The sequence below is a fragment of the Treponema sp. Marseille-Q4132 genome (genome assembly GCF_014334835.1).
GTDB lineage: Bacteria > Spirochaetota > Spirochaetia > Treponematales > Treponemataceae > Treponema_D > Treponema_D paredis.
On the sequence record NZ_CP060591.1, the window covers coordinates 2,689,714 to 2,713,288 of the forward strand.

A 23,575-nucleotide genomic window follows, 5' to 3' on the forward strand; every position below is an offset into this window, starting at 1 on the left:
TTCGGTAAGGTGGTATATGGGATTATTCGGTTTAGGACGCAAAAAGGAAGAAGCCGCTTCCGATGCGGAAGCGGTCAGTCCCGAACAGCAGGAAATTATCAACGAAGAAAAACGGAGCATGATACGCGGTATCGAAGATCTGTCGCATACGACGGTAAAGGAAGTGATGATCCCGCGCATCGACGTCGATTTTATTTCCGTCGATACCGAACTCGACGAGCTCATGGAAAAGATCGCCAAAAGCGGTCACTCGCGCATTCCGGTCTACAGCGAATCCATCGACAATGTCGTCGGCATACTCTACGTCAAAGATCTGATTCACATTTTCGCTTCTCACGAAACGGTCGATCTCGAAAAGATCCTCCGCAAAGCGTATTTTATTCCCGAATCGAAGCGTATCGATTCGCTCCTTCGCGAGTTTAAACGGCGGCACCTGCACATCGCAATCGCGATCGACGAGTACGGCGGCATTTCCGGCATCGTTACGATGGAAGATATCATCGAAGAGATCGTCGGCGACATTCAGGACGAGTTCGACAACGAGCGGGAAGATATCATCACGCTCGGAAACAATATTTGGCTGTGCGATGCGCGCATAGATTTGGACGATTTGAACGAAACGATCGGTGCGGAGTTTCCGACGGAAGACTTCGATACGCTCGGCGGCTTTGTATTCGATTTGCTCGGAAAGATTCCGGTAAAATACGAAAAGGCGTCGTGGGGCGGATTCGATTTTATCGTACAGGATATGGAAGGTCACCGTATCAATATGATAAAGGTGATACGGAAAAGCGGGGATGAAAACGAGGATGACAAATAATATGACAGATGAGCGGAATGCGGATAAAAACCGCTTTTTCCGTTTTCACATATCGACGCAGTCCGTCATCGATCCGGCTGTTCAAAAAAAACGAAAAGCCGTTTTCTGTGCGCTGTGCGTTCTCCTTTTGGCGATTCCGCTTTTTGCTTCTCCTTCGACGGCTGCAGAATTTTATTCGCGCGGTGTCGAACGGCAGAACGGGGAAGAGTGGTACGAAGCGACGGAACTTTTTTTGGAAGCCGTACGCATAAATCCCGCTTATGCGGATGCTTGGTTCCGCCTTGCCGAGTGCGCGTATCAGCTCGGCCAATACGACACATCGCTCGGCTATCTTTCGTCCGCCGAAAAATATGCGCGGAACAGCACGGCCGTACAAAATCTTCGGGGCATGTGCCGCATCGCGCTCGGAAATCTTTCGGAAGCTCGGCTCATATTCGAAAAAATATTGGCGCAGTATCCGAACGACGTCAACGCGAGATTCGGTATGGCGGAACTCGATCTTTTCAGCGGGAGAATTTCCGCTGCCGAAGGAAAATACGCCGAAGCTCTCGAGCGTGATCCGTCGAACCGCAAAGCGCTTTTAAGTCTCGCCTTCGTTTCGGCCGAGCGGGATAATGCAGCCGCCGCCTCCCGCTATATGTCGCAGGCGCTGCGCTATCATTCGGGCGAAGCGGAAGTGCACTATATGAACGCAAAGCTTGCCGCCATGCAGGGCAATCTTTCTGCTGCCGAGCGGGCGGCTCGCACGGCGGTTGAAATAAACGGCCGTTACGACAAAGCCTATGAACTGCTCGCTTCTATATTGTATTCGGAAAAAAAATACGCCGATGCCATCGACGTTTCGGATTTCCGAATAGCGAGATCGCGGAACGCGGGCGGCGCGTGGTATTTAAAAGGTCTCTCCCAGTACCGCGAGGGAAATACGGCGGCTGCGATCGCAACGTGGACGACGGGGCTTTCGGTCGATCCCTTCGATGAAGTGATGCGCGCGGCTCTCGAACTCGAGGTCAATAAAACCGTTCCGATCGAAGATGCGCGGAGAAAGGAATGGTCGAAGTGGCATATAAAAAATGCTGGAGAATGTATGAAGCGCTTCGACGGCACGGGTGCAAGCTACGAATACCAGCGGGCGCTGAAAGTAAACCCGACGGACACCGCGGCGCGCAGAGCCTTTGCCGAAATGCTCGACATAAACGGTTTGCACGAACTCTGTCTCGAACAGCTTAAATTCGTACAGGATAACCGAGATCCGCTTTCAAGCGTTTCTTCGGAAGCGCGCCGTACGAGCGAAAGGCGCTTGGACGACACCGTCGAAGCTTACGATTCGCTTTTACAGGATTCGCTTGCAAAGCGGTGGAACGTCGAACCTTTTTACCTCGATAAAATACGCTGGCGCATCGGCTTGTACTATGCGCAAAATACCGCGCGCTTCGTTCACGCGGATTCTCCGATGATCACCGCCCGGTTCGCCGCCGATATGTTTTCGGGCGTTTCCGTCACTTTCGTGCGCGCACGAACGGCTCCCGTTTCGGGCTTCGGAGAAGCGTACCGAAAAGCGCAAAGTGCGGGCGAAGATTATTTTATCATGCTTTCGCTCGACGAAGGCGAACGCGACATCGTTCTCGATGCGACGATGTATTCCGGCCGTACGGGGTCGGCAGTCCGCAGTATGTCCTTTTACGGTACCGGAAGCGGGCGCTATACGAACGTGCTGCGCAGGTTCCGTTCCGCAGTTCTTTCAAATTTGCCCGTTCGAGGAAAAATTCTCGACAGAAGCGGGACGAATTTATTAATCGATATCGGACGATCGGAACTGCTGCAAAAAGGCGCGGTGTTCGCCGTCGTGCCGAAGGGTGCGCTCAAAACGGCGGATTCGAATATCGGATTGACATACGCCGACAGGGACGCGCTCGGCACGCTTACGATTACCGAAGCGGGAGAAGAAGTGTCGGAAGGCGAGTTCGTAAAGAGCGGATTTTACGATCGGGTAAATACGGGCGATGAAGTTGTCCTTGTTTCAATGCCGGATAAAGCTGCGGAAAGCAAAGCGGGAAACGCATCCCGCGTTGTCGATAACGCCCCAGCCGCCCGCGCGGGGGCTGTTTCGGAAAAGCCGAAAGCGATTTCCGCGAACGATTTGGGCGAACGGCGGAATCCCGCACTCGTCGATATCATCCGCAGCATTTATTGATTATTAATTTTCCGGCAGCTGCATGAAGTCAAGGGACGAATCGATCCATTTTTTTGCGAGGGCGGGGTAGTCGCCGATTACGTATAAAAACGCGTTGACCGCATCGGCGTAGTTTCCGCTGAAATAATACGATTCGCCCAAATAAAACCGCGCTCGGGACGTAACCGCTTCGTTCCTGTTTGTTGCAAGCAGACGCAAAAGTTCGGTTTCGGCATCCTTGTATTTCCGTTTGATAAACGTCGTTTTCAAAACGTCGAACAAAAGGTAATCGTCGCCTCCGTCCGGCGAAATCAAATCTTCTTCGAATACATAGGGCAAAAGCGGCGAGTGTGCGGTTTCCGCGGAACCGGCGAGGAGCCGTGCCTGCATAAGCGCATTTTTGCTCATAGCCGTCCGTTTGTTTTCGTTTACGCTTTCGATTAAATCGATGTATGGAAGCGGCGTTTCACGCAAAACGCCTTCGGGGTAGAGTTTTTCCCGTGCTGATGCGCTCGTATCCTTTGCGGCGTTTTTTCGGGGAATCCGAGCATGCACGCCGTTTACCGTTGCGTTTACCGAGGGAATGACGATATCGTAGCGTCCTTTTTCCGTAACTGCGACGACGGTGTAATAATAATCTTTATAATCGGAAACGCTGTCGGTAAACGACGCACTGTCTTTTATAAGCTCCGCAACGGGTTCGAGGGACGCTATCTGCGGAAAAGAGGCGGCCGGTTCTTCCGTTCGAAATACGGCGAGAGAAGTGACGGCGGGTTCGGGATTTTCAGGCGGTGTCCATGTAACGGAAATGCGCTTTGCCGACCCGGCTTCGGCTTTTATACCGGTGACGATGGGGCGCTCCGATGCAAAAGCGGCGAAAGATACGGATATAAAGACTGCCGTGATGACAAGCGGTCGAAAGAACTTCATGGTATTATGATAGCGCGAAACGGCGCGAAAATCAATTCTTTGCGCTCCGTTTGACATAATTCGCTCTTTCTTTTATGCTTATGCGATATGTTCGTGTCGGTTGTTCTCGATCCGGGCGGAGTCGATACGGCTCAGTCGCTCGCTTCGGTACTCGCTCATTACGGATTTCACAAAGTGCAGCGCGCATGCTGGGAAAGCGCCGACGTCGGTGTTTTGCAGCTTTCGCAGCTCAAGCGTGAAATCGATCGCGTGACGAATTACTATGATACGGTGCGCATGTATCAGTATCCCGTGCGCGGTATGTTTTCCATAACCGAACTCCATCGTAAAAAATGGCGGAGATGTGTTTTGAAAGCGGACGATGCGGAAAATGAAAACGGTACGAATACGTCTGCGGAAAACTTTTGAAAATTGCAATTTCAAAAAGCGATATGGTATCAATCGGCGTACCGGTTGTTGCGTTTGAATAGTGCCGCTTGTTGCTATGAAATACGATTATTAATTTTGGAGTGTCTATATGATAGAAGATTTAAAAATGCCCGTTTCCGCTCTTCGCGAAGATATTATGAACGTTTGGGGGCGTCTTTGACGCTGCGAGTATAGATAAAAAGATCGCCGAAAAAGAAGCGTTCACCGCATCTCCGGGCTTTTGGGACGACAGCGAAAAAGCCGGCGTCGTCATGAACGAAATCAAACGCTTGAAAAGCCGCGTCGAGCCGTGGCGCGCTTTATTGAAAAAACAGGACGATTTGGAAGCGATGTTCGAGCTTGCCGAAGAAAGCGGCGGTGCGGATGAAGAAGCGGAAGTTGAGCAGATGTACGAAGAGGCGAAATCCGAATTCGAAAAGCTCAACATCTTGAATTTGCTTTCAGGCGAAGTCGATCCGAACGATGCCTTTCTTTCGATCCATGCGGGAGCCGGCGGAACGGAAGCTGAAGATTGGACTTTTATGCTGAGCCGTATGTATACGAGGTGGGCGGAGCGGCACGGATTTAAAATCGAAATCGTCGATCAGGAAGAAGCGGAAGGCGGATTGAAATCCGTTACGATGCAGATTTCCGGCGATTATGCGTACGGTTATTTGAAATGCGAAGCGGGAATCCATCGGCTTGTGCGTATCAGTCCCTTTGACGCGAACGCGAGAAGGCATACGTCTTTTTCTTCGGTGTACGTGTATCCCGTTCTCGACGATACGATCGAAGTGAATATCCGGCCGGAAGATCTCCGCGTAGATACGTACCGCGCGGGCGGCAAGGGAGGACAGCACGTCAATAAAACCGAATCGGCAGTGCGCTTTACGCATATTCCGACGGGCATCGTCGTCGCATGTCAAAGCGAACGCAGTCAGCTCATGAACCGCGAAATTGCGATGAATATTCTGCGCTCGCGTCTGTATGAATATTACCGCGAACAAAGAGAAAAAGAAAATTCGAAATACAGCGGCGAAAAAAAAGACATATCATGGGGCAATCAAATTCGATCCTATGTGTTCCAGCCGTACACGATGGTCAAAGATCACCGTACGAAGTGCGAGTCCGGCAATATCCAAGCGGTTATGGACGGCGACATCGATCAGTTTATGGACGCGTTTCTCATTGCCCGGTGGAAAGGTCTTCCGATGGAGGGCGGCGGAGACGATGACGAAGAAGTGTAAATATTTGATTTCGAATTTTCTGAAAATCGAATTTTTCCGACCGTTTCGCCGTTCAAGCGCTAAATTTTTTTTCTGCGGCTTTATTCATCTTTTCTGTCTGATTTCGATTGTGCCCGCCGCCGATACGTCCGCACGTCCCGATTGGATTATCGGAGCCGAAAAATTTATATTTGCAAATAAAAAAGAAGTCTCTCCGTCCGACGATGCGGCTTCCCGCACCGTTCCTTCTCTTATACTCGAACAGCTTGCGGAAAACCTCGAGCGCGTGCCGACTGCGGAAGAGCGGCTCGATCGAAGCGAATATGCGCTTTCAAAAAACAGGACGGATCTCTTTTTGCAGCTTTCGCGGGAAGTGCAAGTTCGGGATTCTCTCATGCTCGGCAATTACTCCGAAAAGCAGCTTACAGGGAAATTGCGCGAGGCGGATAAAAAGATTGCGGAATTGAAAATAAAAATCGAAGAAAATCTTATCGAAGAGGAAAGACAACGCGAAAAAGCCGCTCCCGATATGGAACGAGAAAAGCGGCGAAAGGAAAACATCGAAGCGGGCGCGGTCGTGGAAGAAAAAAGATCCGATGCGGAGCGCAGCGACAGAGAGCGGTTTATTAATTTATTTCGGCGCGATGAGGATGAAGCGCCTGCGCGCGAGCGCGTGAGTTTGTATAAAGACGATTTTTCCGTACTCTTCGATGCGGGAGAAGATGCGAAAAAAACGGGGTATGAAAGCCGCTCATTCGAAAACGCCGTTGTCGCCGCAAAGATCAACGCGCTTTTAACCGGTATGATGACTTCTTACGGAGGCTATGTTTCCGTAAGCGTGTCGCTCATCGTGTATCCGGGCGCGAAAGTTATCGGTACCGTAACCGATGTCGGAAGTTTGTCCGACATTCGCTCCCTTGCCGTGCGTATTGCCAGGCGCCTTACGCCCGAAATAACGAACGGCATGCCCGTGGAATTGCTTTTTACGGTTTCGCCGCCGGAAGCGGCCGAACACATTACGATCAGCGTCGACGATATCGTGTATCGGGAAATCCCCGACCGCCTTGTCGTGCAGGCGGGGGTGCATTCCGTTTTGTTTTCCGCCCCCGGTTTTAAACAGGCGGGCACATCCTATGCGTTTCGGGGCGCGAGAAGTTTTTCGATTTCCGCCGAACTCATGCCTGATAATCCTTCATCGCTTTTTATCCGTTTAAAAAAGCCGATCGTCGGGACGCTCTTTGCAAACGGAGCGGAAGCGGGTAAAACGGACGAAGAAAATCTTCCTCTGAAATTGACAATCAATAACGAACCTGTACTCGGTCAGTTTATCACGGAAGACGGATCGGCAGCTCCGTTTTATATCGCGTATCGGATGCTCAAAGAAAACGCTTCGCTTGCTTTCCGCGCCGAGCCTTTTGACCGAAGCAAATATATCGATACGAGGCGGCGCTGGCTGTATACGTCGTACAGCGTGCTCATCACATCTCTTTTGGCGACATTTTATACCTACGGCAATTTTTATGCGCAAAACGCCGCGTATGCAAAAGGCTATATCGATATCGGAAACGTAAAAGGATGGCAAACCGCTTCTCAAGCTTGCGTCGGCGTATCGGTCGGATGCGGTGCGTGGTTTATATACGAACTCGTGCGGTATTTTATTGCCGCGGACAAAGTACTTCCCGCCCGTGCCGTAAAAGACGGCAAAATTGACGATGCGGGAGATACCGCGTCGATTTCGATCGGAAGATAACGGAGATACGATAAAAAGCGCCGTCTGAAATATCGCCGACGCTAAAGTCTGGAGATAAAAAACGCCAAAGCGTTTTTCTTTTATAAGAGACACTTGCGATTTCTGCGCATTGCTCGAAATCGCAGCGTTCTTATTTCGAGTTTGGTTTGCAAACTCGATTATTGAGCGTGTGCGCGTTTGCGCACGGCTAAAAACTTTTTCGAAAGTTGCAACTTTCTGCAAAAGTTTTTATGGGAGATATTATGGCAAAGATTTCTTTTGCGCAGCGGATGCGTGATTTATTCGGAGGGTGCGATAAAGAGGATGAAGAGTTGTTCGACGATTTGACCGATGCGCTCATCGAGGGAGATGTCGGTACAAAGGCGGCGGTCGAAATTGCGGATGAGCTGAGAGTTTCGTGTCAAAAAAATCATGCACACGGAAAAGACGAAATCATGTACGAACTCGAAGCGATTCTCTTGCGCTGCGTCAAAGAGATTTCTCTTGCCCCCGTTCCCGGTAAAACGAATGTGTGGATGCTTCTCGGCGTAAACGGCGTCGGAAAAACGACGACGAGCGCAAAGCTTGCGAACGCGTTTAAAGATGCGATTTCGGGCGAAGTGGTTCTCGCTTCAGCCGATACTTTCCGCGCCGCCGCGATCGAACAGCTCGCTCTGCACGGGAAAAATCTCGGCGTGCGCGTCGTAAGCCACCAGCACGGATCGGATCCCGCCGCCGTCGTCTTCGATGCGGCAGATGCCGTCCGTGCAAAGGGCGGGGGTCTCGTCCTTGCCGATACTGCAGGCCGCCTGCACAATAAAGAAAATCTCGTGCGCGAACTCGGAAAGATCGACCGCACCTGTCTTCAAAAGGCGGATGAAAATTGTTATAAGCGTATTCTCGTGGTGGATGCGACGACGGGACAAAACGCGTTTCGTCAGGCGGAAGTTTTCGGAGAAGCCGTTTCCGTCGACGCGCTTGTTTTGACAAAATACGATTCGACGGCAAAGGGCGGCGTCGCCGTTTCCGTCGGCAAAGAGCTCGGTCTTCCGGTCGCCTTTGTGTGTACCGGAGAAAAATACGAGGACATCGCTCCGTTCAATGCCGAACGCTATGTAAAAGAATTTTTAGGACTGGATTGACGTGAAACCGTTTTGTGCCGCATTTGTTCTGTGCTGTCTCCTTTGTGCCGGCCGATCCTTCGGTGCGGGAAGCGCCGAGCGGAAATCCGCTTTGCCGGCCGAAAAAAACGGCAGCACGGCGGATGCTTCGGTAAAAGAAAATTTTGCGGCCGAAAAAAAAGAAGACGGGAAAGGACTCTCCCCAGCGGAAGACGGAAGCGCTTCGGGTGAAAAAGCATCGAGTGAAAAGGATGAAGGAAAAACCGGAAGGGCGGAGACGAGGAGAGACGTTCAGGCTGATGACGCAAAATCGCCGGATACAGCGCAGACGGCAGAGGCAAAATCGCCGGATGCGGACGGTTCGGAAAGCCATACGATCGACAGGTTTTCGCGCGATGCCGAAGGAAAGCTTAAAGCCTTTGCCTTCGATGCGGAGCGCTTTACGCTTTCGGATATAAACGGTGAGAGCGTTACCGTAAACGCTTCCGGAGAAAAAGCGGTGCGGAAAACCTACGACGCTCTTATGCGCCTTGTCAGGCGCGATGTATGGAAGATCGCTTCGACTGCGAAAGAAAGCGTGCGTGAAAGCAGCGAAACGTTTTATTATAATGCCGACAGAACATATCCCTCATCTTCGGCCGCGGAAAGTGAAGGCCGCCGATCGGAAACACTCTATGACGATGAGGGAAGAGCGATTTTATTTGCGGAATTTTTTGTCGATGAGAGCGGCGCGCGAATCCCCGACACGAAGATGACTCGGCGCTATACGGACGGAAATAAAATCATCGAAGAAGAAAAATCGCGCTGGGAATACGCCGATGAAAAAAAAACACGGCTTTCGGCAATCCGCGTGCAAAAAAAAACATACGACTATGCCGCGGGCGGAGAAAATCCGAATTATTGTTTTTATGAAGACGGAAAGCTCCGCATAAAAACGATATATGCGCAAAACGATACATACGTAACGACGCTCTATTTCGATGAGGGATATACCGTGATTTCGGAGTATGCCGCAGGGGAAAAAATTCGCGAAACGATAAAAAACGGAGACCGCGTACTGCGGACAAAAAAATATGATACGAAAAATTAATAATATATTCCGTTTCCGCTGGATTGCCTTCGTGTCGAGGCGCTTTTCCCGCGTGGACAGAAAAGGGCGATCCGCCGTTACGTCGTTTTTCGCTTCTCTCGGAATCTGTTTCGGCATTATGACGCTCATCGTAGTCATGAGCGTTATGAACGGCTTTCAAATGGAATTCAAAGATGCGATCATGGAAATTTCATCGTATCACATTCAAGTACGCGGCATAACGGACGATACGGAAAAAAGCTTTGTGTCGTGGTGCAAAAGCGAAAAAGATATCGTTTCGGTAAATCCTTTTTACGAAGCGCAGAGTTTTACGGTCGGTCCTTCGGGCGGACAGGCGGCGGCTCTCATCCGTGCACTGCCTCACGATATCGCGGAAAGGGATGAGGGGTTTGCGCGGGAAGTGCTCATGGTTTCCGGCAGCTTTTCGATCGAAGACGAAGACGAAATCGTGCTCGGTTCGTCCCTTGCGGATTCTCTCGGTGCGCGGACGGGAAGCGAAGTGACGCTTCTTGCGCTTTCGGGCGGAAGCGATGTCGCGCTTCTCTCTCGTGAGCGGCGGTTCCGCGTTTCGGGCATTTTTCACTCGGGGTATGCCGATATCAATGCATCGTATGCGTTTATCAATCTCGAATCGGGGAAAAAGAATTTCGGACGAAGTGCGGAAAAAGCGTACGGTTTGAAACTGCGGCACGAATCGTCCGATGCGCACACCATCGGAAAAATTAATAAATTGTTTCCGCAGCTTTCGGTTGTGTCATGGAGACAGTACAACAGATCGTTTTTCGGCGTACTCCGAGTGGAAAAAAATATGCTCATGATCCTCGTGCTGTTGATTTTTGTCGTTGTTGCGATCAATATCTACAGCGGTATGCGTCGCCTCGTGTACGAACGAAGAAGCGAAATTTCGATTTTGGCGGCGCTCGGCGGAAAAAGCGGCGAAGTGAAATCGATTTTTATCGTGCGCGGATTTTTTACCGGCTGTGCCGGCGCTGTAGGCGGCGTGCTTTTGGGACTGGCGCTCTGCGTGAATATCGGAAGCGTATTTTCCTTCGCATCGGGAGCGATGTATTGGACGCAGTATTTTTTTACTCTTTTATTTTCACCCGAAAACGCGTTCTTTGTCCGCGAAAATCCGATGTTTATGCTTTATGCGTCCGTTCCCGCGCGTATCTTTCCGCTTGAAGTTTTTATGATCGCTCTGTTCGGTATCGCTTCTCCTCTTGCCGCTTCCTACGCTGCAAGCAGGGACGTTTTGAAAATGACGGTTGCGGAGGTGCTTCACGATGAGTGAAATCGTTCATATTGAAAATCTTGAAAAAACCTATGTTTCATCGGGTGAAACGCTTACCGTTTTAAAAGCGCTCGATCTTTCGGTCGAAGAGGGCAGTAAAACCGTTATCACCGGCGAAAGCGGCTGCGGCAAAAGCACGCTGCTCAATATCATCGGCGGGATCGATTCCGCGACGTCGGGTATCGTGCGCGCAGGCGGATGGGATCTCACTTCTCTCGACGAAGACGATCAGGCCGAGTACCGCTCGCATTTTCTCGGATTCGTATTTCAGTTTCATTATTTGTTAAAAGATTTTACCGCGCTTGAAAACGTCTATCTTCCTGCCTATATGGCCGGCCTTTCAAAAAAAGAAGCGATGAGCCGTGCCGAGCGTTTGCTCGAAGATGTCGGTCTGCAAGACCGCCTGCATCATCTGCCGTCGGAGCTGTCGGGCGGCGAACGGCAAAGGGCGGCGGTTGCGCGCTCTCTTATCAACGATCCGCATCTCATCCTTGCCGACGAACCGACGGGAAACCTCGATCCCGTGAACGCCGAAATCGTCGGCGATATGCTTTTTTCGATTGCCGACAGATACGGTAAAACGCTCATCATGGTAACGCACGATCAAAACCTTGCCGCAAAGGGATCGGTGCGATATTCTATTGCCGGCGGAAAACTTGCGGCGGCGGATCGGTCATGACGGTAAAAAGTTCCCTTTTATTGGCATGCCGTATTCTCTTTCCGAAATCCGCTAAAAGATCGGCTGCCCGCCAAAGCCTTTCGGGTTCTCTTTTGTGCATAGGCATAAGTCTCGTACCGCTCATCGTCGTGCTTGCCGTTTCGAACGGCATGATTCAAGGTATGACGGAACGTATCATCGGCCTTTCAAGTTCCCACATCGAAGCGGTTCTCGAAAAAGCTATACCTGCCGTTTCGGATGCCGCTTCACTCGAAGATTTCGCATCCCGCCTCAAAACGGTAAAAGGCGTTACGAACGCGTATCCCGAAGCCGGAGCCGCAGCCCTTGCCGCTTCATCTTCGTTTCGTATAGGCGTGCAAGTGCGCGCCGTCCTTCCGGAAATCTTTACGGAAAACAAATCTTTTGCCTCGTTTTTCCGCGTCACGGACGGTGATATCGGTGGTTTTAAAAGGGGAACAAAAGCCGCCGTTATCGGAGAGGAAACGGCTCGTCGTCTGGGGCTGCGTTCGGGCGATACGTTCCGCCTGATAAGCGCTTCCGTAAACGAAAGGGGAACGGTGCTGCCCAAAGCGGCTTTGCTTTCCGTCGCGGCAGTCGTCTCTTCGGGGTATCGGGAACTTGATGCGGCGTGGCTCTTTGTGCCTCTCGATACGGGCTTCGATATCATCAGAGCGGGAACGGGCGAGTATTCGGTACTTGTCGAAACCGAAAATGCGTTTTCTCCCGAACTTGTGCGCGTTCAAAATTCGCTGCGCGATGCGTTTCCCTTCGATGCCGATTTTTATCGATGGGATGAACTCAATCTGGACAAGTATGAAAATTTCGCGTCGACGAAAGTCATGCTCGTTTTTATCATGCTGCTCATCGTACTCGTTGCGTCGGTCAATATTTCCTCATCGCTTGTCATGCTCGTTGCCGAAAAGCGGCGCGAAATTGCCGTTATAAAAAGTCTCGGCGGAAGCGCACACGGTATTGCGCTCGCATTTCTCACTGCGGGAACGGCGGCCGGTTTCGGAGGCGTGCTCATCGGTCTTCCCATAGGGCTTGCGTGCGCGGTAAACGTAAATCGTATTATCGTTTTTTTGGAAAAAATCGTAAACGCAGCGGCGGAATTTTTGTATATTATAAAGGGGTACGATATTCATTCTTTTGCGCATATCGCTCTTCTTGATCCCGAGTATTATCTTCCGGAAATACCCGTCGTCATTCCGTTCCGCGATACTGCGATTATCGTCATTTCGACGGTGCTTTTGGCTCTTGCGGCGTCGGTCATACCGGCATACAAAGCGGGGCATGAAAAGCCGCTCGAAACATTGCGCAAAGTGTGATATAGTAAAATGCGCTATGTTGTGTGATTTTTGCCGCAAACGTGAAGCGGTGTTCTTTATCGAACAGACAACGAAAACGTCTCAAAAAAAAATCCATATCTGTATGGAGTGTGCCGTAAAAAACGGACTCTCCCCGGATCCCGATCATATTCAAAAATCGATCCGTTCGCTTTTCGATGCCGTCGAAAAAACGGAAGCGGCCGATACGATGGAAGCGGGCAGGCTTTGTCCTGCATGCGCTACGAGTTTTGCCGCTATAAAAAAAACAGGCAAAGTCGGATGCCCCGAGTGCTATGAAATCTTTAAGGCGGAACTGCCTGAAGTCATGGCAAAGCACGGCATTACCGGAACCTATACCGGTTCGATGCCGAGACGAATCGCGACTTTCCGCTCGCACCTGACCGACCGCATCGATTTAAAAGCGAAACTCGAACAGTCGATACAAAACGAAGATTACGAAAAAGCGGCGATTTACCGTGATTACCTTCGCGCTCTCGAAAAAAGGGCGGTTGCCGACGGTTCGGGAGGGAAGGGATCGGACGATGTCTAGTGCGGATTCTCTTTCGGGCATACCCTGGTATTCCTGCGCGGGAATCGACGGCGATGTCGTCGTTTCGACTCGTGTGCGCCTTGCCCGAAACCTTGCCGATTTTTTATTTCCGTCGGCCGCAAAAAAGGATGAAGCCGAGCGCGTACGGACGCTTGTGTTCGATTCGTTTTCTCATTTTGAAAATCCCGACGATTATCACGTCGTAAATACGGAAGCGCTCGACGCTCTCGGAAAAAAGATTTTGGAAGAACGAGGCGTGCTCGACGGAAGCGGAGCTTCGGGCATTGTCATGAAAGGCGACGGCCGCCTTTCGTGCCGCGTCAACAGCACCGACCACGTGCGCATCGCGTCTTTTGAGCCGGGTTTGAATTGCGCAGGCGCATTCGACGAGTGCCGCTTTTGCGACGACGGTATGCAAAAAACGCTGCAGTTCGCCGCTTCCTACGAATTCGGCTATCTCACGTCGATCCTTTCCGATGCGGGAAGCGGTATGAAAGTTTCGATCCGCGTCCACTTGCCTTCGCTCGTATTTTCGGGTGAAGCGGATGCCGTTCTCAACGGCGTCAGAGCAAAGGGGCTCGACGTGTTTTCGGTGTACGGTTCGGGCGACGGTTACGGGGCATCGCTCGGCGCGTATTACGATATTGCGACTTCGTCGTCGCTTTCCGGCAGCGAATTCGATCAAACGGCGAGTGTTGAAAGCGCAGGGAAATATCTTGCCGAAGCAGAACGCAAGTTTCGAAGGCGATGTGCCGAAAATAAACCTACGGAGATGCGCAATCTTATACTGCGCGCTTTCGCCGAAGCTAAGTTCAGCGCGCTTCTTTCGCTCAGACAAAGCGTTTCGATCGTTTCCGCCGTAAAATGGGGACTCGATTCTGGTATTTTAAAAGGAGTCGACGATAAAGTACTTTGCGGGCTGCTCTACCGCGTGCAGGACGGGCATCTTGAGTTTTTGCTGAAAAACGGAAACTTTTCGTTTGAAGCCGATATTCAAAACGATGTGCGCTTGAAAATTGAACGGCTGCGTGCGCTCATCGTGCAGGAAACCTTTGAAGCCGTGCAATTCAATTTATAATTGTAATCTTTGGGGGATATGATGAACGGAATCGGATTTTCACCGCGCGCTCAGCGCCTTGTCGCAGCCCTTGCCCAAGACGAAGGGCGGAAGAGTGGATGCGATCAGCTTTTGCCGGAACACGTGCTGCTTGCTCTTTTGAAAAGCGCGGACGGGCTCGGCTATGCGCTGCTCCGCTCTCTTCATATCAATCTCCTTTCGTTTCAGCGCGCTCTCGAACAGCAATTTAAATCTTTTCCCTTATCCGTTTCCCTCGCGGATCTGCCGCCGAGCCGCCGTTTAAAAACGATGCTCGATATCGCAGGCATGGAATCCCGTGCGCTCGGAAACGATTATGTGGGCACGGAACACATAGTGCTTTCGGCGATCAGAGAAGAGGGGAGCGCGACGGCCCGATTTTTTGAAAACGCCGATATAACGATAGAAGACGCGCGCCGCGTCGCCCCTGAAATTCAAGCGCACTCTCCTTCATCGGCAAATGAAAAAGCATCTCCTTCATTTTCCAAAACAGCGCTCGAAAATTTTTTCGGTGCCGCGTCAAGCGTCGATGCGTCGCTTCCTTCGCCGGATATCGGCAGACAGCAGGCGCAAAATCAATCGCGCCAAAACAGAAGCGAGCGTTCTTTTCTTTCCGAGTTCAGCCGAGACATCACAAAAATGGCGCGGGAAGAAAAAGACGATCCGGTCGTAGGTCGGAGCAAAGAGATACAGCGTATCGTGCAAGTGCTTTCGCGCCGTACGAAAAACAATCCCGTGCTCATCGGAGAACCGGGCGTCGGTAAAACGGCTATCGTCGAAGGCCTTGCGCAGAGAATCGCAAAGGGAAACGTGCCGCGCAATCTGCTAAAAAAACGCATCCTTTCCCTCGATTTGGCGGCTCTCATCGCAGGTACGAAATACCGCGGCGAATTCGAAGAGCGCATGAAAAAAATGATGAAAGAAGTTCGGGACGATAAAAACGTCATTTTATTTATCGACGAACTGCATACGATCATCGGTGCGGGAGGTCCTGAGGGGACGATGGACGCATCGAATATGCTCAAGCCGGCATTGGGGCGGGGCGAGATACAAATCATCGGTGCGACGACGACAAAAGAATACAGCCGCTACATCGAAAAGGATTCCGCGCTCGAACGCCGTTTCCAAACGGTAAAAGTCGAAGAGCCGACGGACGACGACACGGTAAGCATACTCGAAGGGATAAAAAAACGCTATGAAGATTTTCACGGCATCGTATTCGACGACGACGTGATCCCGGCTATCGTCAAATTTTCCAGACGTTATATCCCCGAGCGCTTTCTTCCCGATAAAGCGATCGATATACTCGACGAAGCGGGTGCTGCAAAAAAAATACAGGAAGAAGCGAAGCCCGCAGAGCTTGCGGAAGTGGAGCGAAGCATCGAAAAGCTCGCTGCGGAAAAACGGCGGCTTGTCGAAGAACAGGATTACGAGCGGGCTGCCCTCGTGCGCGACAAAGTGCTCGAACTGCGCAGAAAGCTCGACCTCTACAGCGAATATTGGCGGAACAGCAATCTGCAAAACAGAAAGCACGTGACCGAACAGGATATCTGCCGAATCATCGGAGCGATGACCGGCATCCCCGTCGAACAGCTCGATTCGTCCGAAACGAAACGCCTCGTACACATGGAAGAAGAGATGCACAAAAGCGTTATCGGACAGGACGAAGCGGTACATCTCATCGCGGGCGCGGTGCGAAGGAGCAGGGCCGGCGTCTCTTCTCCGAAACATCCTCTCGGTTCGTTTATCTTTCTCGGTCCGACCGGTGTCGGAAAAACGCAGCTTGCAAAAGCGCTCGCGAAATTTTTATTCGGCAGCGAAGAAATGCTCGTGCGGATCGATATGTCCGATTATATGGAAAAACACAACGCGAGCCGTCTCGTCGGCGCGCCTCCGGGCTACGTCGGCTATGAAGAGGGAGGCGTGCTTACCGAAGCGGTGCGCCGCCGTCCGTATTCGGTCGTCCTCCTCGACGAAATCGAAAAAGCGCATCCCGACGTATTCAATTTGCTTTTGCAGCTGCTCGAAGAAGGCGAACTCAGCGACAACCTCGGCCACACCGTGAACTTCCGGAACACCGTCATCATCATGACGAGCAACGCGGGCGCGCGGCAGATTACGAGCGGAAGTCGGGTAGGATTTTTGCCGTCGGGCGAAGGGCTTTTGTCCTACGACGATATAAAAGCGAGCGCGCTCGGCGAGCTTAAAAAAATGTTGAGTCCCGAGCTTTTAAACCGTATCGACGACGTCGTCGTCTTCGGCGCGCTTACGAAAGAAGAAGTCGGACGGATACTCGACATACAGATCAAAGAACTCGCCGACAGAATGCGCGAGCAAAATATCATCATCTCCGTAAAACCGAAAGCACGGGAATACCTTATCGAACACGGATACGAACCGGAATCGGGCGCCCGTCCGATGCGCCGCCTTATCCGCCGTGAAATCGAAGATCCGCTTTCCGTCGAAATTCTTTCGGGTGAAGGAGAAAAGTCGAACAGCGTTTCGGTCGACTACGCGAACGGTAAACTCCGCGTCAAATTTCTTAAACCGAAGAAGGTAGAAGTGACGCTTGCAAATTCTTTGACGCAAGACGAACGGCAATAGTCGGCTTCAAAAGGATAAAATATTCTCCCGAAAGCTTTACCGGAAGCGGAAATTACCGGAATTATTGAGAATATCGCTTTTCCGTGTTGAGCATTCCTTTGATTACGATTATAATGACGGAAATGAGGTTATCACGATGATAAAGGAATTTCTTCCGTTCGATGTCGTTCGAAACGATGCGCTTAAAATTGCGCATAAAATGTACTCCGACGGATTTGTACCGGATGTGATTTATTGTTCGCTGCGCGGAGGTGCGTATATGGCGAACGTTATCAGCGAATATTACAAACTCGTACGGAAGGATCATCATCCCGTTTTGTACGCGTCCGTCGTCGCAAGATCCTATACCGACGTTCAGCAGCACGAAAAAGTATACGTTGACGGATGGACGTATGCGCCCGAATATCTTCGTCCCGGCGATAAAATCATGCTCGTCGACGATATCTTCGATTCCGGCCGTACGATCAATTCTCTCGTCGAAATATTTTTGCAGAGAGGAGTTCCCCGCAGCAATATCAAAATCGTCGTGCACGATTATAAGCGCTTTACTTATCACAAAGAACAGCAGTCCATTCAGCCCGATTATTGGTGCAGGCTTTTGGAAATCACAAAGCCGGAAGAGGATCGCTGGATTCATTATTTGAGCCATGAACTCGTCGGGCTTTCAAAAGAAGAGCTCGAAGAGTATTATTTTAAAGACGATCCCGAACTGCGTCCCGTGCTGGAGCCGCTTTTGGGAAAAGTCTGAGGTAACGGGAAAAACCGGCGATGAAAAAACGAGTATGCCTTATCGCTTTGGCGGTTTTGATTTCGGCAGCCGCTTCGGCAAGTGTGAAAATTATTAATCCCGTACAGGGCGTATGGGCGAACAAACAGCTGCTCGTACTCGAACTTTCCGAAGGTGAAAACGCATACTATTCGCTCAACGGCTCCGATCCTCTCGATTCGGGTTTTGCGTATGACGGTCCCGTAGCCCTCGATGTTTCAGGCGATGTCGAAGTTCGCATCGTTGCCGTCGATTCACGCGGACTCTCGCGTGAATACCGCGTTTCATATACCGTCGCGCCCGTTTCTTTTCCGTCCGCGTATTCGATAGGTGAACTCTCCGATGCCGTTTCGGACGGTATGTTGGAATACAGTGCGGGAGACGTGCTTTTTCTTCCGTCCGAACTCGAATACAGTTTGGGCGGTCTGCCCGAATCCTTTCAAAAGGGCCGCGCGATTTCATACGGCGCCGATTGTATTCTCTCGCGTTTTATTCCGTGTATTCTCTCGGACGGGGTTGCGAAGTGGCGCTTTATTATAAAAACGAAACCTTCTCTTTCGGGTTCTTTTGCGGTACGCGACGTTCCGTTTAAAATCACCGATTGGGATACTCTGTCTTTTACGAGCGATGCGCTGATTTACCGCATTGACGATGCATATTGGGTGAGCGGAAAAGAAAGCGTCGTCCTTGACAGAACCGTGCCGCACACGATTTTTTGGCAGAGCGTTGCCTTTGCTCCCGCGAATCCCGTAAGCTCTTTTACGCTTCCGCCCAAACCCGAAGCTCTTGCCGAGCGGCGTGAAGACGGTTCCATTTCGCTTGCGCTTCGGGGAGAAGGCTTCCGATTCGGGAAAAAGCTTGAAAACGGAGAGGGGACGGTGCTTTTTGAAGAAGCGGGGATCGATACGTTTTTCGGAGATGAAGTGTCGGGCGCCTTTGATGCGGACATCTATTACGATTCGGTGTATCAGGGGCGGCTTTCTTTTCCGTACACGGTCGATCGGCGTTCTCCTTCTGTGCCGACTTTCGTTTCGTCGGCAAAATCTTTTTATTCGAGAAAGGCGGTCGAACTTTCGCTTGCGGGTGACGGGGAATCCGATCTCTTCGTCGCCGTGAGCAATCCGGTGATGCTTTCCGGAACGATGACAAAAGCAGACGCCGCTTCTCTTTTCAATGTCGTGCAGGCGGATTCGTTTTTGCCGTTTACCGTTCCTTTTGTCCTTGATTCGTCTTCCGACGATGCGGTCTATTATAAAATCTGCGCATATGCCGCCGATCGAAGCGGCAACAAAAGTCCGCTTGCTTCATACGATGTTTTGATCGACAAATATAATTATTATATCGATGCATCCGCCGACAAAGAGAACGCCGACGGAACGAGGGACAATCCCTATACGTCTCTCGCCGAATGTCTTGCCGCCGCCGGAGAAAACCGCTTTGCAAATATTACGATCAAGGGCGCGCTCGTTATGCCCGAAGGAGAAACGCTTATCGATTCGAACTGCGTTCTTCGAGGTGAAGATGATGCGCGCCTCGTCTTTGCGTCCGGCGGTTTTTTTACCGTACGGAGCGCAAGTCTTTCCCTTATAAATCTTATCGTCAAACGCGACGATACGGATTTGCCGAACAAAATTAATAATCCGCTTATACGCTTGGAACATTCGGTGTTTGCTTCGGAAAACTGCGAAATCGCCGCATCCTTTGCCGAAAGCGGCACCGTCGTAAGCGCCGATACATCGGTCGTTACGATACGCTTTTGCGGCATTACCTCTTCGGCAAAACGCTATTCGTCATGCATATCGTCCGTCGGCTCCAAACTGAAGATAAGCGATTCGCGCATTTCGACGACGGCTTCCGCAGCAGTAAATTTTTCCGTGCACGGCGGAGAATTTGAAATACGTTCGTCGTTATGCAGAGTTGCCGGGAGCTACGGCAGGGCGGCCGAACTCTTCGGCGGAAAAAGCAAAATTATCGGAAATTCCTTTATCGCCGATCTGCGGCATCCGGAAAGATCGGCCGCTGCGGTCTATACCGATGCGCAAAACATTTCCCTCGAATACGGCGGCAATACCGAAAGCGGGTACTAGGAGAAGGCTCGTGCCGGCTCTTGCAAATTGTCCGACAACGCCGTCAGCGGAAAATAAGGCGGATATTTTTTTATGCGGACTCGACGAGGCCGGAAGAGGCCCGCTTGCAGGTCCCGTCGTCGCTGCCGCCGTGATTTTGCCGGATGATTTTCCTCAAGTCATATTAAATGATTCGAAAAAACTTTCCGCAAAAAAACGCGGCCTCGCCGAAAAAATTATTAAAGAAAAAGCGTGTTGGGGTATGGGAATCGTCTCTCATACCGTCATCGACGAAATCAATATCCTCGAAGCGAGTCTCCTTGCAATGAAAAAAGCGTATGAAGCGCTTTCGGAAAAATTCGACGTATGGTTGAAAGCGGCAGCCCTTTCGGGCGGAACGATACGCGCCGTTGCCGACGGAACGTTTTGTCCCGATATCGGATGCGAATGCCGCAGCGAAGTAAAAGCGGACGCAAAATACGCTCCCGTGATGGCTGCAAGTATACTCGCAAAAACGTACAGAGATGCGATCATGATAGAGATGGATAAAAAATACCCCGCTTACGGATACGCGCGCCATAAAGGCTATCCGACTGCGGAGCACAGACGCATTTGCCGAGAAATCGGTCCTTCTCCGATTCAGAGACTGACCTTTCATTATTAAGATAATAATTTGCACGGTGTTTTATGCGTTTTCTTAATAATTATTAATTATTTTTAACGGATGAAATCCGATGCGCCATCGCGTAATTTTTTTATCTGAGACAGTCCCGGTTTTTTTAAATGATTATTAAATTTTTTCCGACCCGCTCGTCCGCGCGGCATCGTTCGCTTTTTCAGCATCGCTTCGCTTCGATACGATGTGAACTCTGCCCGTGCGCTTGATGCCGTCGTCGCGCTTCGCTTCTTTTTCGCCGTCTTTTACGTAATACACTTTTTTTGCGTACTTCGCTTCTTTTTCGGCTTTTTTTTCTCGTGCGGCTTTGACGCGGGCTCTGCGTGCTTTGTCGATAAACGAAAGCGATTTATCCATACCCTGTAAAAATTTCTGCATGTCTTCTGCGAAAATCGCAACTTGATGGCGGTCGAAGTCCGCTCCGTCGCGGCTTTTGCTTTCGACGATTTGAAGAAATATATCGCCGGTCCTATTTTCTTTGACGTTAAAAAAATACGACCGGTTGTCCAAATATACTTGCGTTGTAAAGAGTTCTCCGCGTGCACCCATAATCCGTTCCTCTGTTCGCTTCACAGTATCATAAAAAGAGCGCTTGGGCAACTGCGCCTCAGGGCACCGTACCGCAGGGCTTACGCATGAAAATCTATATTCTCTAAAAAATTACGTGTACTTAAAAAATAGGCTGCACTCCCGGCAGCAGTCGGTTATGCGAATTTTGCGGCGATTTCTGCCGCCTTTGCCGAAAGCGCTTTCATAGCGTCTTCGCTCGTACGCGGCCCGAAGCTGAATCGGACTGCGCCTTCGCGGACGGATGCGCTCACGTTCATCGCCTGTAAAACGGCGCTTCCACCTTTATGCTGCCCCTTGTGCGAAGAGCATGCGCTTCCGGTCGAAACGCAAAATCCTTCGGCGTCGAGCGCGCGGAGCATCACTTGTCCCGGAATGTTTTTAAAAGATGCCTGCACGATCCACGGAGAATATTCGTCTTCATGCCGGACGTCGAGCCTCTCTTCGGGGATGATCGTGCAGCCTGCGATTTCGGAAAGACTTTGTATAAAATATTTTGTCAATTTTTTTTGCGTTTCAAATCGTGCGCGCGCTTTTTCGTTTTTATCCGAAATGCAATAGCGTTCGAGGCAGCGTGCAAATGCGAGAGCTCCGTATACGTTTTCCGTTCCGCTCCGTATATTTTTTTCCTGTCCGCCGCCGCGGAAAAAAGATTCGATTGTATCGGCAAGGTAGAGTATGCCGATCCCCCTCGGGCCGCCGATTTTGTGGGCGCTGAAAGCCGCGCTTGCGACACTTGAGTGCGAAAGTTCGAACGGAATTTTTCCCGCTGCCTGAACACAGTCGACGTGCAGTTTCGCTTTCCGTTTATTTCCGGATTCTTTTGCAAGCGCATCCGCTATGCCTTTGATCGGCTGGATCGCACCCGTTTCGTTGTTGACCGCCATGACGCAGACGAGGACGGTGTCGTCGGTGAGTTTTGACAGCACCGCTTCCGCCGTTATAATGCCGCCTCCTGTCGCCGGAATGCGGACGACGCGCCATCCGCATTTTGCCAACACTTCCGCCTGTTCGCGGACTGCCGGATGCTCTATGGAACTTACGAGCACGGTGCCTTTTTGCGGACGGTTCAGCACGGAGAGGAGGGGAATGCAGTCGCTTTCGGTTCCGCCCGACGTAAAGTAAATCGTTTCGGGCGGTACGCCCAAAGATGCGGCACATAGTGCGCGCGCTTTTTCCAAAATCCGTTTCGCTTCTTTTCCGACGGAATGCACGCTCGAAGGATTTCCCCACGCCGAAAAAGTTTCTGCAAGAGATGCTTCAAGGATATCTTTGTCGGAGGGCGCGGTCGCCGCCCAGTCAAAATAATGATCGATATTGTTTTGTTCCATAATTTTATTTTAAAACGTTTAAGATGTCATCGTCGGCGACGGTTTCGGAAATCGTTTCCGTCAAAGCCTTTTGCAAAACGAGACGAACGCCGCCGCCGGTATTTTTTTTGTCTTTGTGCATGATAGAAAGGAGCCTCGCTCCCGCAGCTCCCCCTTTTATGATCGAAGGCACGGGATCCGTTTCCCAGCCGTAGCGCTCGAGGACGGAGAGCACTTCGTCCTTATACGCTCGGCTGCACAAACCGATATTGCAGCTGAGAGATGCGGCGCGCGATATGCCCCACGCGACCGCATCTCCGTGCGTGACGCTCCCGAAACCTGCAAGCGATTCGAGTGCGTGGCCGAAAGTGTGCCCGTAATTCAAATACATGCGGATATTTTGTTCGGTAAAATCCCGCTCGACGACGGAAGCTTTTGCCGCAGCGCATTTTTTAATAATAAAGTTTACCGTCCCTTTGTCGCGCGAACATATCTTTTCGCTTTCGTTTTTAAATACGTCGTAGAGTTCGGCGTCGTACAGGAGCGCGGTTTTAAACGCTTCGGCGAGTCCGGATCGGTATTGATCTTCGGAAAGCGATTGTACGAATTCGGGAAAAATGTATATCGATTCGGCGGGATAAAACGAGCCGATCATATTTTTATAATTGTTGAAATCGCATCCGGTCTTTCCGCCGATCGCCGCATCGACCATCGAAAGCAGCGTCGTCGGCACGAACGCGCACAATGCGCCCCGCTTAAAAAGGGATGCCGCAAAACCCGTTATATCCGAAATGACGCCTCCTCCGACGGCGACGAAAATATCCTTTCTCGAAAACTCCGCATCGATCGCATTTTTTACGATAGTAAGGACGCTTTCGATCGTTTTGTATCCCTCGCCCGAACCGAGTATGGCAAGTCTGTCATCTCCGCAAACCCCGTCGTCGAATCTTGCGATAAAAGGCGCGAAAAGAGCGAGCGTTGCGACCTTTGCGTCGGTGACGAAAAAGCGTCGGCGCCCCGTTTTTTCTCCGGGCTTAAAGAGATCGATAAAATCGGGAGATGTTTCTGCGAAGAGGATGCCGGTAGAATCCGTTCCCGGGTGAACGGGCGGATAGGAAATGCGTACGATAGTATCCATAAGAGGATAT

The 23,575-nt window shown here is 51.0% G+C and carries 20 protein-coding genes; 16 read left to right on the forward strand and 4 right to left on the reverse strand.

The window, feature by feature from the left end; all coding sequences use genetic code 11:
- Positions 1-16 precede the first annotated feature (16 nt).
- Together H9I35_RS12255 and H9I35_RS12260 are read left to right on the forward strand one after the other, a co-directional pair.
- Complete coding sequence (locus H9I35_RS12255; protein WP_016519733.1) at positions 17-820, forward strand: hemolysin family protein; 804 nt, start codon at positions 17-19, stop codon at positions 818-820.
- The gene (locus H9I35_RS12260) at positions 810-3,011 is read left to right on the forward strand and encodes a tetratricopeptide repeat protein (protein ID WP_187419619.1); all 2,202 of its coding nucleotides are present in this window, start codon (positions 810-812) and stop codon (positions 3,009-3,011) included. Before H9I35_RS12255 ends, H9I35_RS12260 begins: the two co-directional genes overlap by 11 nt.
- Positions 3,012-3,014: 3 nt before the next feature.
- Here the strand turns inward: H9I35_RS12260 and H9I35_RS12265 are convergent, their stop codons facing one another.
- Positions 3,015-3,920, reverse strand: a complete 906-nt coding sequence (locus H9I35_RS12265) for a tetratricopeptide repeat protein (protein ID WP_187419620.1) — start codon at positions 3,918-3,920, stop codon at positions 3,015-3,017.
- 87 nt (positions 3,921-4,007) lie between these two features.
- Here H9I35_RS12265 and H9I35_RS12270 point away from each other — a divergent pair, with 87 nt between their 5' ends.
- From H9I35_RS12270 to H9I35_RS12335, 14 genes are all read left to right on the forward strand, one after another.
- Positions 4,008-4,328, forward strand: coding sequence for a CRISPR-associated endonuclease Cas2 (locus H9I35_RS12270; protein WP_187419621.1), 321 nt, complete (start codon positions 4,008-4,010; stop codon positions 4,326-4,328).
- A gap of 109 nt (positions 4,329-4,437) precedes the next feature.
- Positions 4,438-5,575, forward strand: a protein-coding gene (prfB, locus tag H9I35_RS12275) for a peptide chain release factor 2 (protein WP_187419622.1) whose coding sequence is annotated in 2 segments (ribosomal slippage) — positions 4,438-4,506 and positions 4,508-5,575 — 1,137 coding nt in all. Because the reading frame shifts where the segments join, the coding sequence is not laid out codon by codon here.
- Positions 5,559-7,304 (forward strand): coiled-coil domain-containing protein, encoded by a 1,746-nt coding sequence (locus tag H9I35_RS12280; RefSeq protein WP_187419623.1) that lies wholly within the window; start codon positions 5,559-5,561, stop codon positions 7,302-7,304. The genes prfB and H9I35_RS12280 overlap by 17 nt, the downstream gene beginning before the upstream one ends.
- Positions 7,305-7,546: 242 nt before the next feature.
- Entirely contained in the window at positions 7,547-8,425 is an 879-nt protein-coding gene (gene ftsY, locus H9I35_RS12285; protein WP_187419624.1) for a signal recognition particle-docking protein FtsY, read from the forward strand.
- Between the two features lie 91 nt (positions 8,426-8,516).
- Positions 8,517-9,494 carry a hypothetical protein gene (locus tag H9I35_RS12290; protein ID WP_187419625.1) on the forward strand — a complete coding sequence of 326 codons (978 nt, stop codon included), beginning with the start codon at positions 8,517-8,519 and terminating at the stop codon, positions 9,492-9,494.
- Entirely contained in the window at positions 9,478-10,785 is a 1,308-nt protein-coding gene (locus tag H9I35_RS12295) for an ABC transporter permease (RefSeq protein WP_187419626.1), read from the forward strand. The genes H9I35_RS12290 and H9I35_RS12295 overlap by 17 nt, the downstream gene beginning before the upstream one ends.
- Positions 10,778-11,464, forward strand: a complete 687-nt coding sequence (locus tag H9I35_RS12300; protein WP_016519742.1) for an ABC transporter ATP-binding protein — start codon at positions 10,778-10,780, stop codon at positions 11,462-11,464. Before H9I35_RS12295 ends, H9I35_RS12300 begins: the two co-directional genes overlap by 8 nt.
- Positions 11,461-12,792 (forward strand): ABC transporter permease, encoded by a 1,332-nt coding sequence (locus H9I35_RS12305; RefSeq protein ID WP_187419627.1) that lies wholly within the window; start codon positions 11,461-11,463, stop codon positions 12,790-12,792. The genes H9I35_RS12300 and H9I35_RS12305 overlap by 4 nt, the downstream gene beginning before the upstream one ends.
- Positions 12,793-12,808: 16 nt before the next feature.
- Positions 12,809-13,342, forward strand: coding sequence for a UvrB/UvrC motif-containing protein (locus H9I35_RS12310; protein WP_187419628.1), 534 nt, complete (start codon positions 12,809-12,811; stop codon positions 13,340-13,342).
- A complete protein-coding gene (locus H9I35_RS12315; RefSeq protein ID WP_187419629.1) occupies positions 13,335-14,420 on the forward strand; it encodes an ATP--guanido phosphotransferase in 1,086 nt (361 codons plus the stop codon). The genes H9I35_RS12310 and H9I35_RS12315 overlap by 8 nt, the downstream gene beginning before the upstream one ends.
- Positions 14,421-14,438: 18 nt before the next feature.
- Positions 14,439-17,042, forward strand: coding sequence for an ATP-dependent Clp protease ATP-binding subunit (locus tag H9I35_RS12320; RefSeq protein WP_252722765.1), 2,604 nt, complete (start codon positions 14,439-14,441; stop codon positions 17,040-17,042).
- A 136-nt stretch (positions 17,043-17,178) separates the two neighbouring features.
- Positions 17,179-17,790 carry a phosphoribosyltransferase gene (locus H9I35_RS12325; protein ID WP_187419630.1) on the forward strand — a complete coding sequence of 204 codons (612 nt, stop codon included), beginning with the start codon at positions 17,179-17,181 and terminating at the stop codon, positions 17,788-17,790.
- Positions 17,791-17,810: 20 nt separating this feature from the next.
- Positions 17,811-19,895: a chitobiase/beta-hexosaminidase C-terminal domain-containing protein gene (locus tag H9I35_RS12330; protein WP_187419631.1), complete on the forward strand. Its 2,085-nt coding sequence runs from the start codon at positions 17,811-17,813 to the stop codon at positions 19,893-19,895.
- Between the two features lie 10 nt (positions 19,896-19,905).
- Entirely contained in the window at positions 19,906-20,538 is a 633-nt protein-coding gene (locus H9I35_RS12335) for a ribonuclease HII (RefSeq protein WP_187419632.1), read from the forward strand.
- Between the two features lie 126 nt (positions 20,539-20,664).
- On the opposite strand, the gene H9I35_RS12340 is transcribed toward H9I35_RS12335, so the two are convergent.
- The 3 genes from H9I35_RS12340 to H9I35_RS12350 form a co-directional block, all read right to left on the reverse strand.
- The gene (locus H9I35_RS12340; protein ID WP_187419633.1) at positions 20,665-21,099 is read right to left on the reverse strand and encodes a DUF3276 family protein; all 435 of its coding nucleotides are present in this window, start codon (positions 21,097-21,099) and stop codon (positions 20,665-20,667) included.
- 155 nt (positions 21,100-21,254) lie between these two features.
- Positions 21,255-22,448 (reverse strand): cysteine desulfurase family protein, encoded by a 1,194-nt coding sequence (locus H9I35_RS12345; protein WP_187419634.1) that lies wholly within the window; start codon positions 22,446-22,448, stop codon positions 21,255-21,257.
- A 4-nt stretch (positions 22,449-22,452) separates the two neighbouring features.
- On the reverse strand, positions 22,453-23,565 hold the full coding sequence (locus tag H9I35_RS12350) for a 3-dehydroquinate synthase (protein WP_187419635.1): 1,113 nt from the start codon (positions 23,563-23,565) through the stop codon (positions 22,453-22,455).
- Positions 23,566-23,575 lie beyond the last annotated feature (10 nt).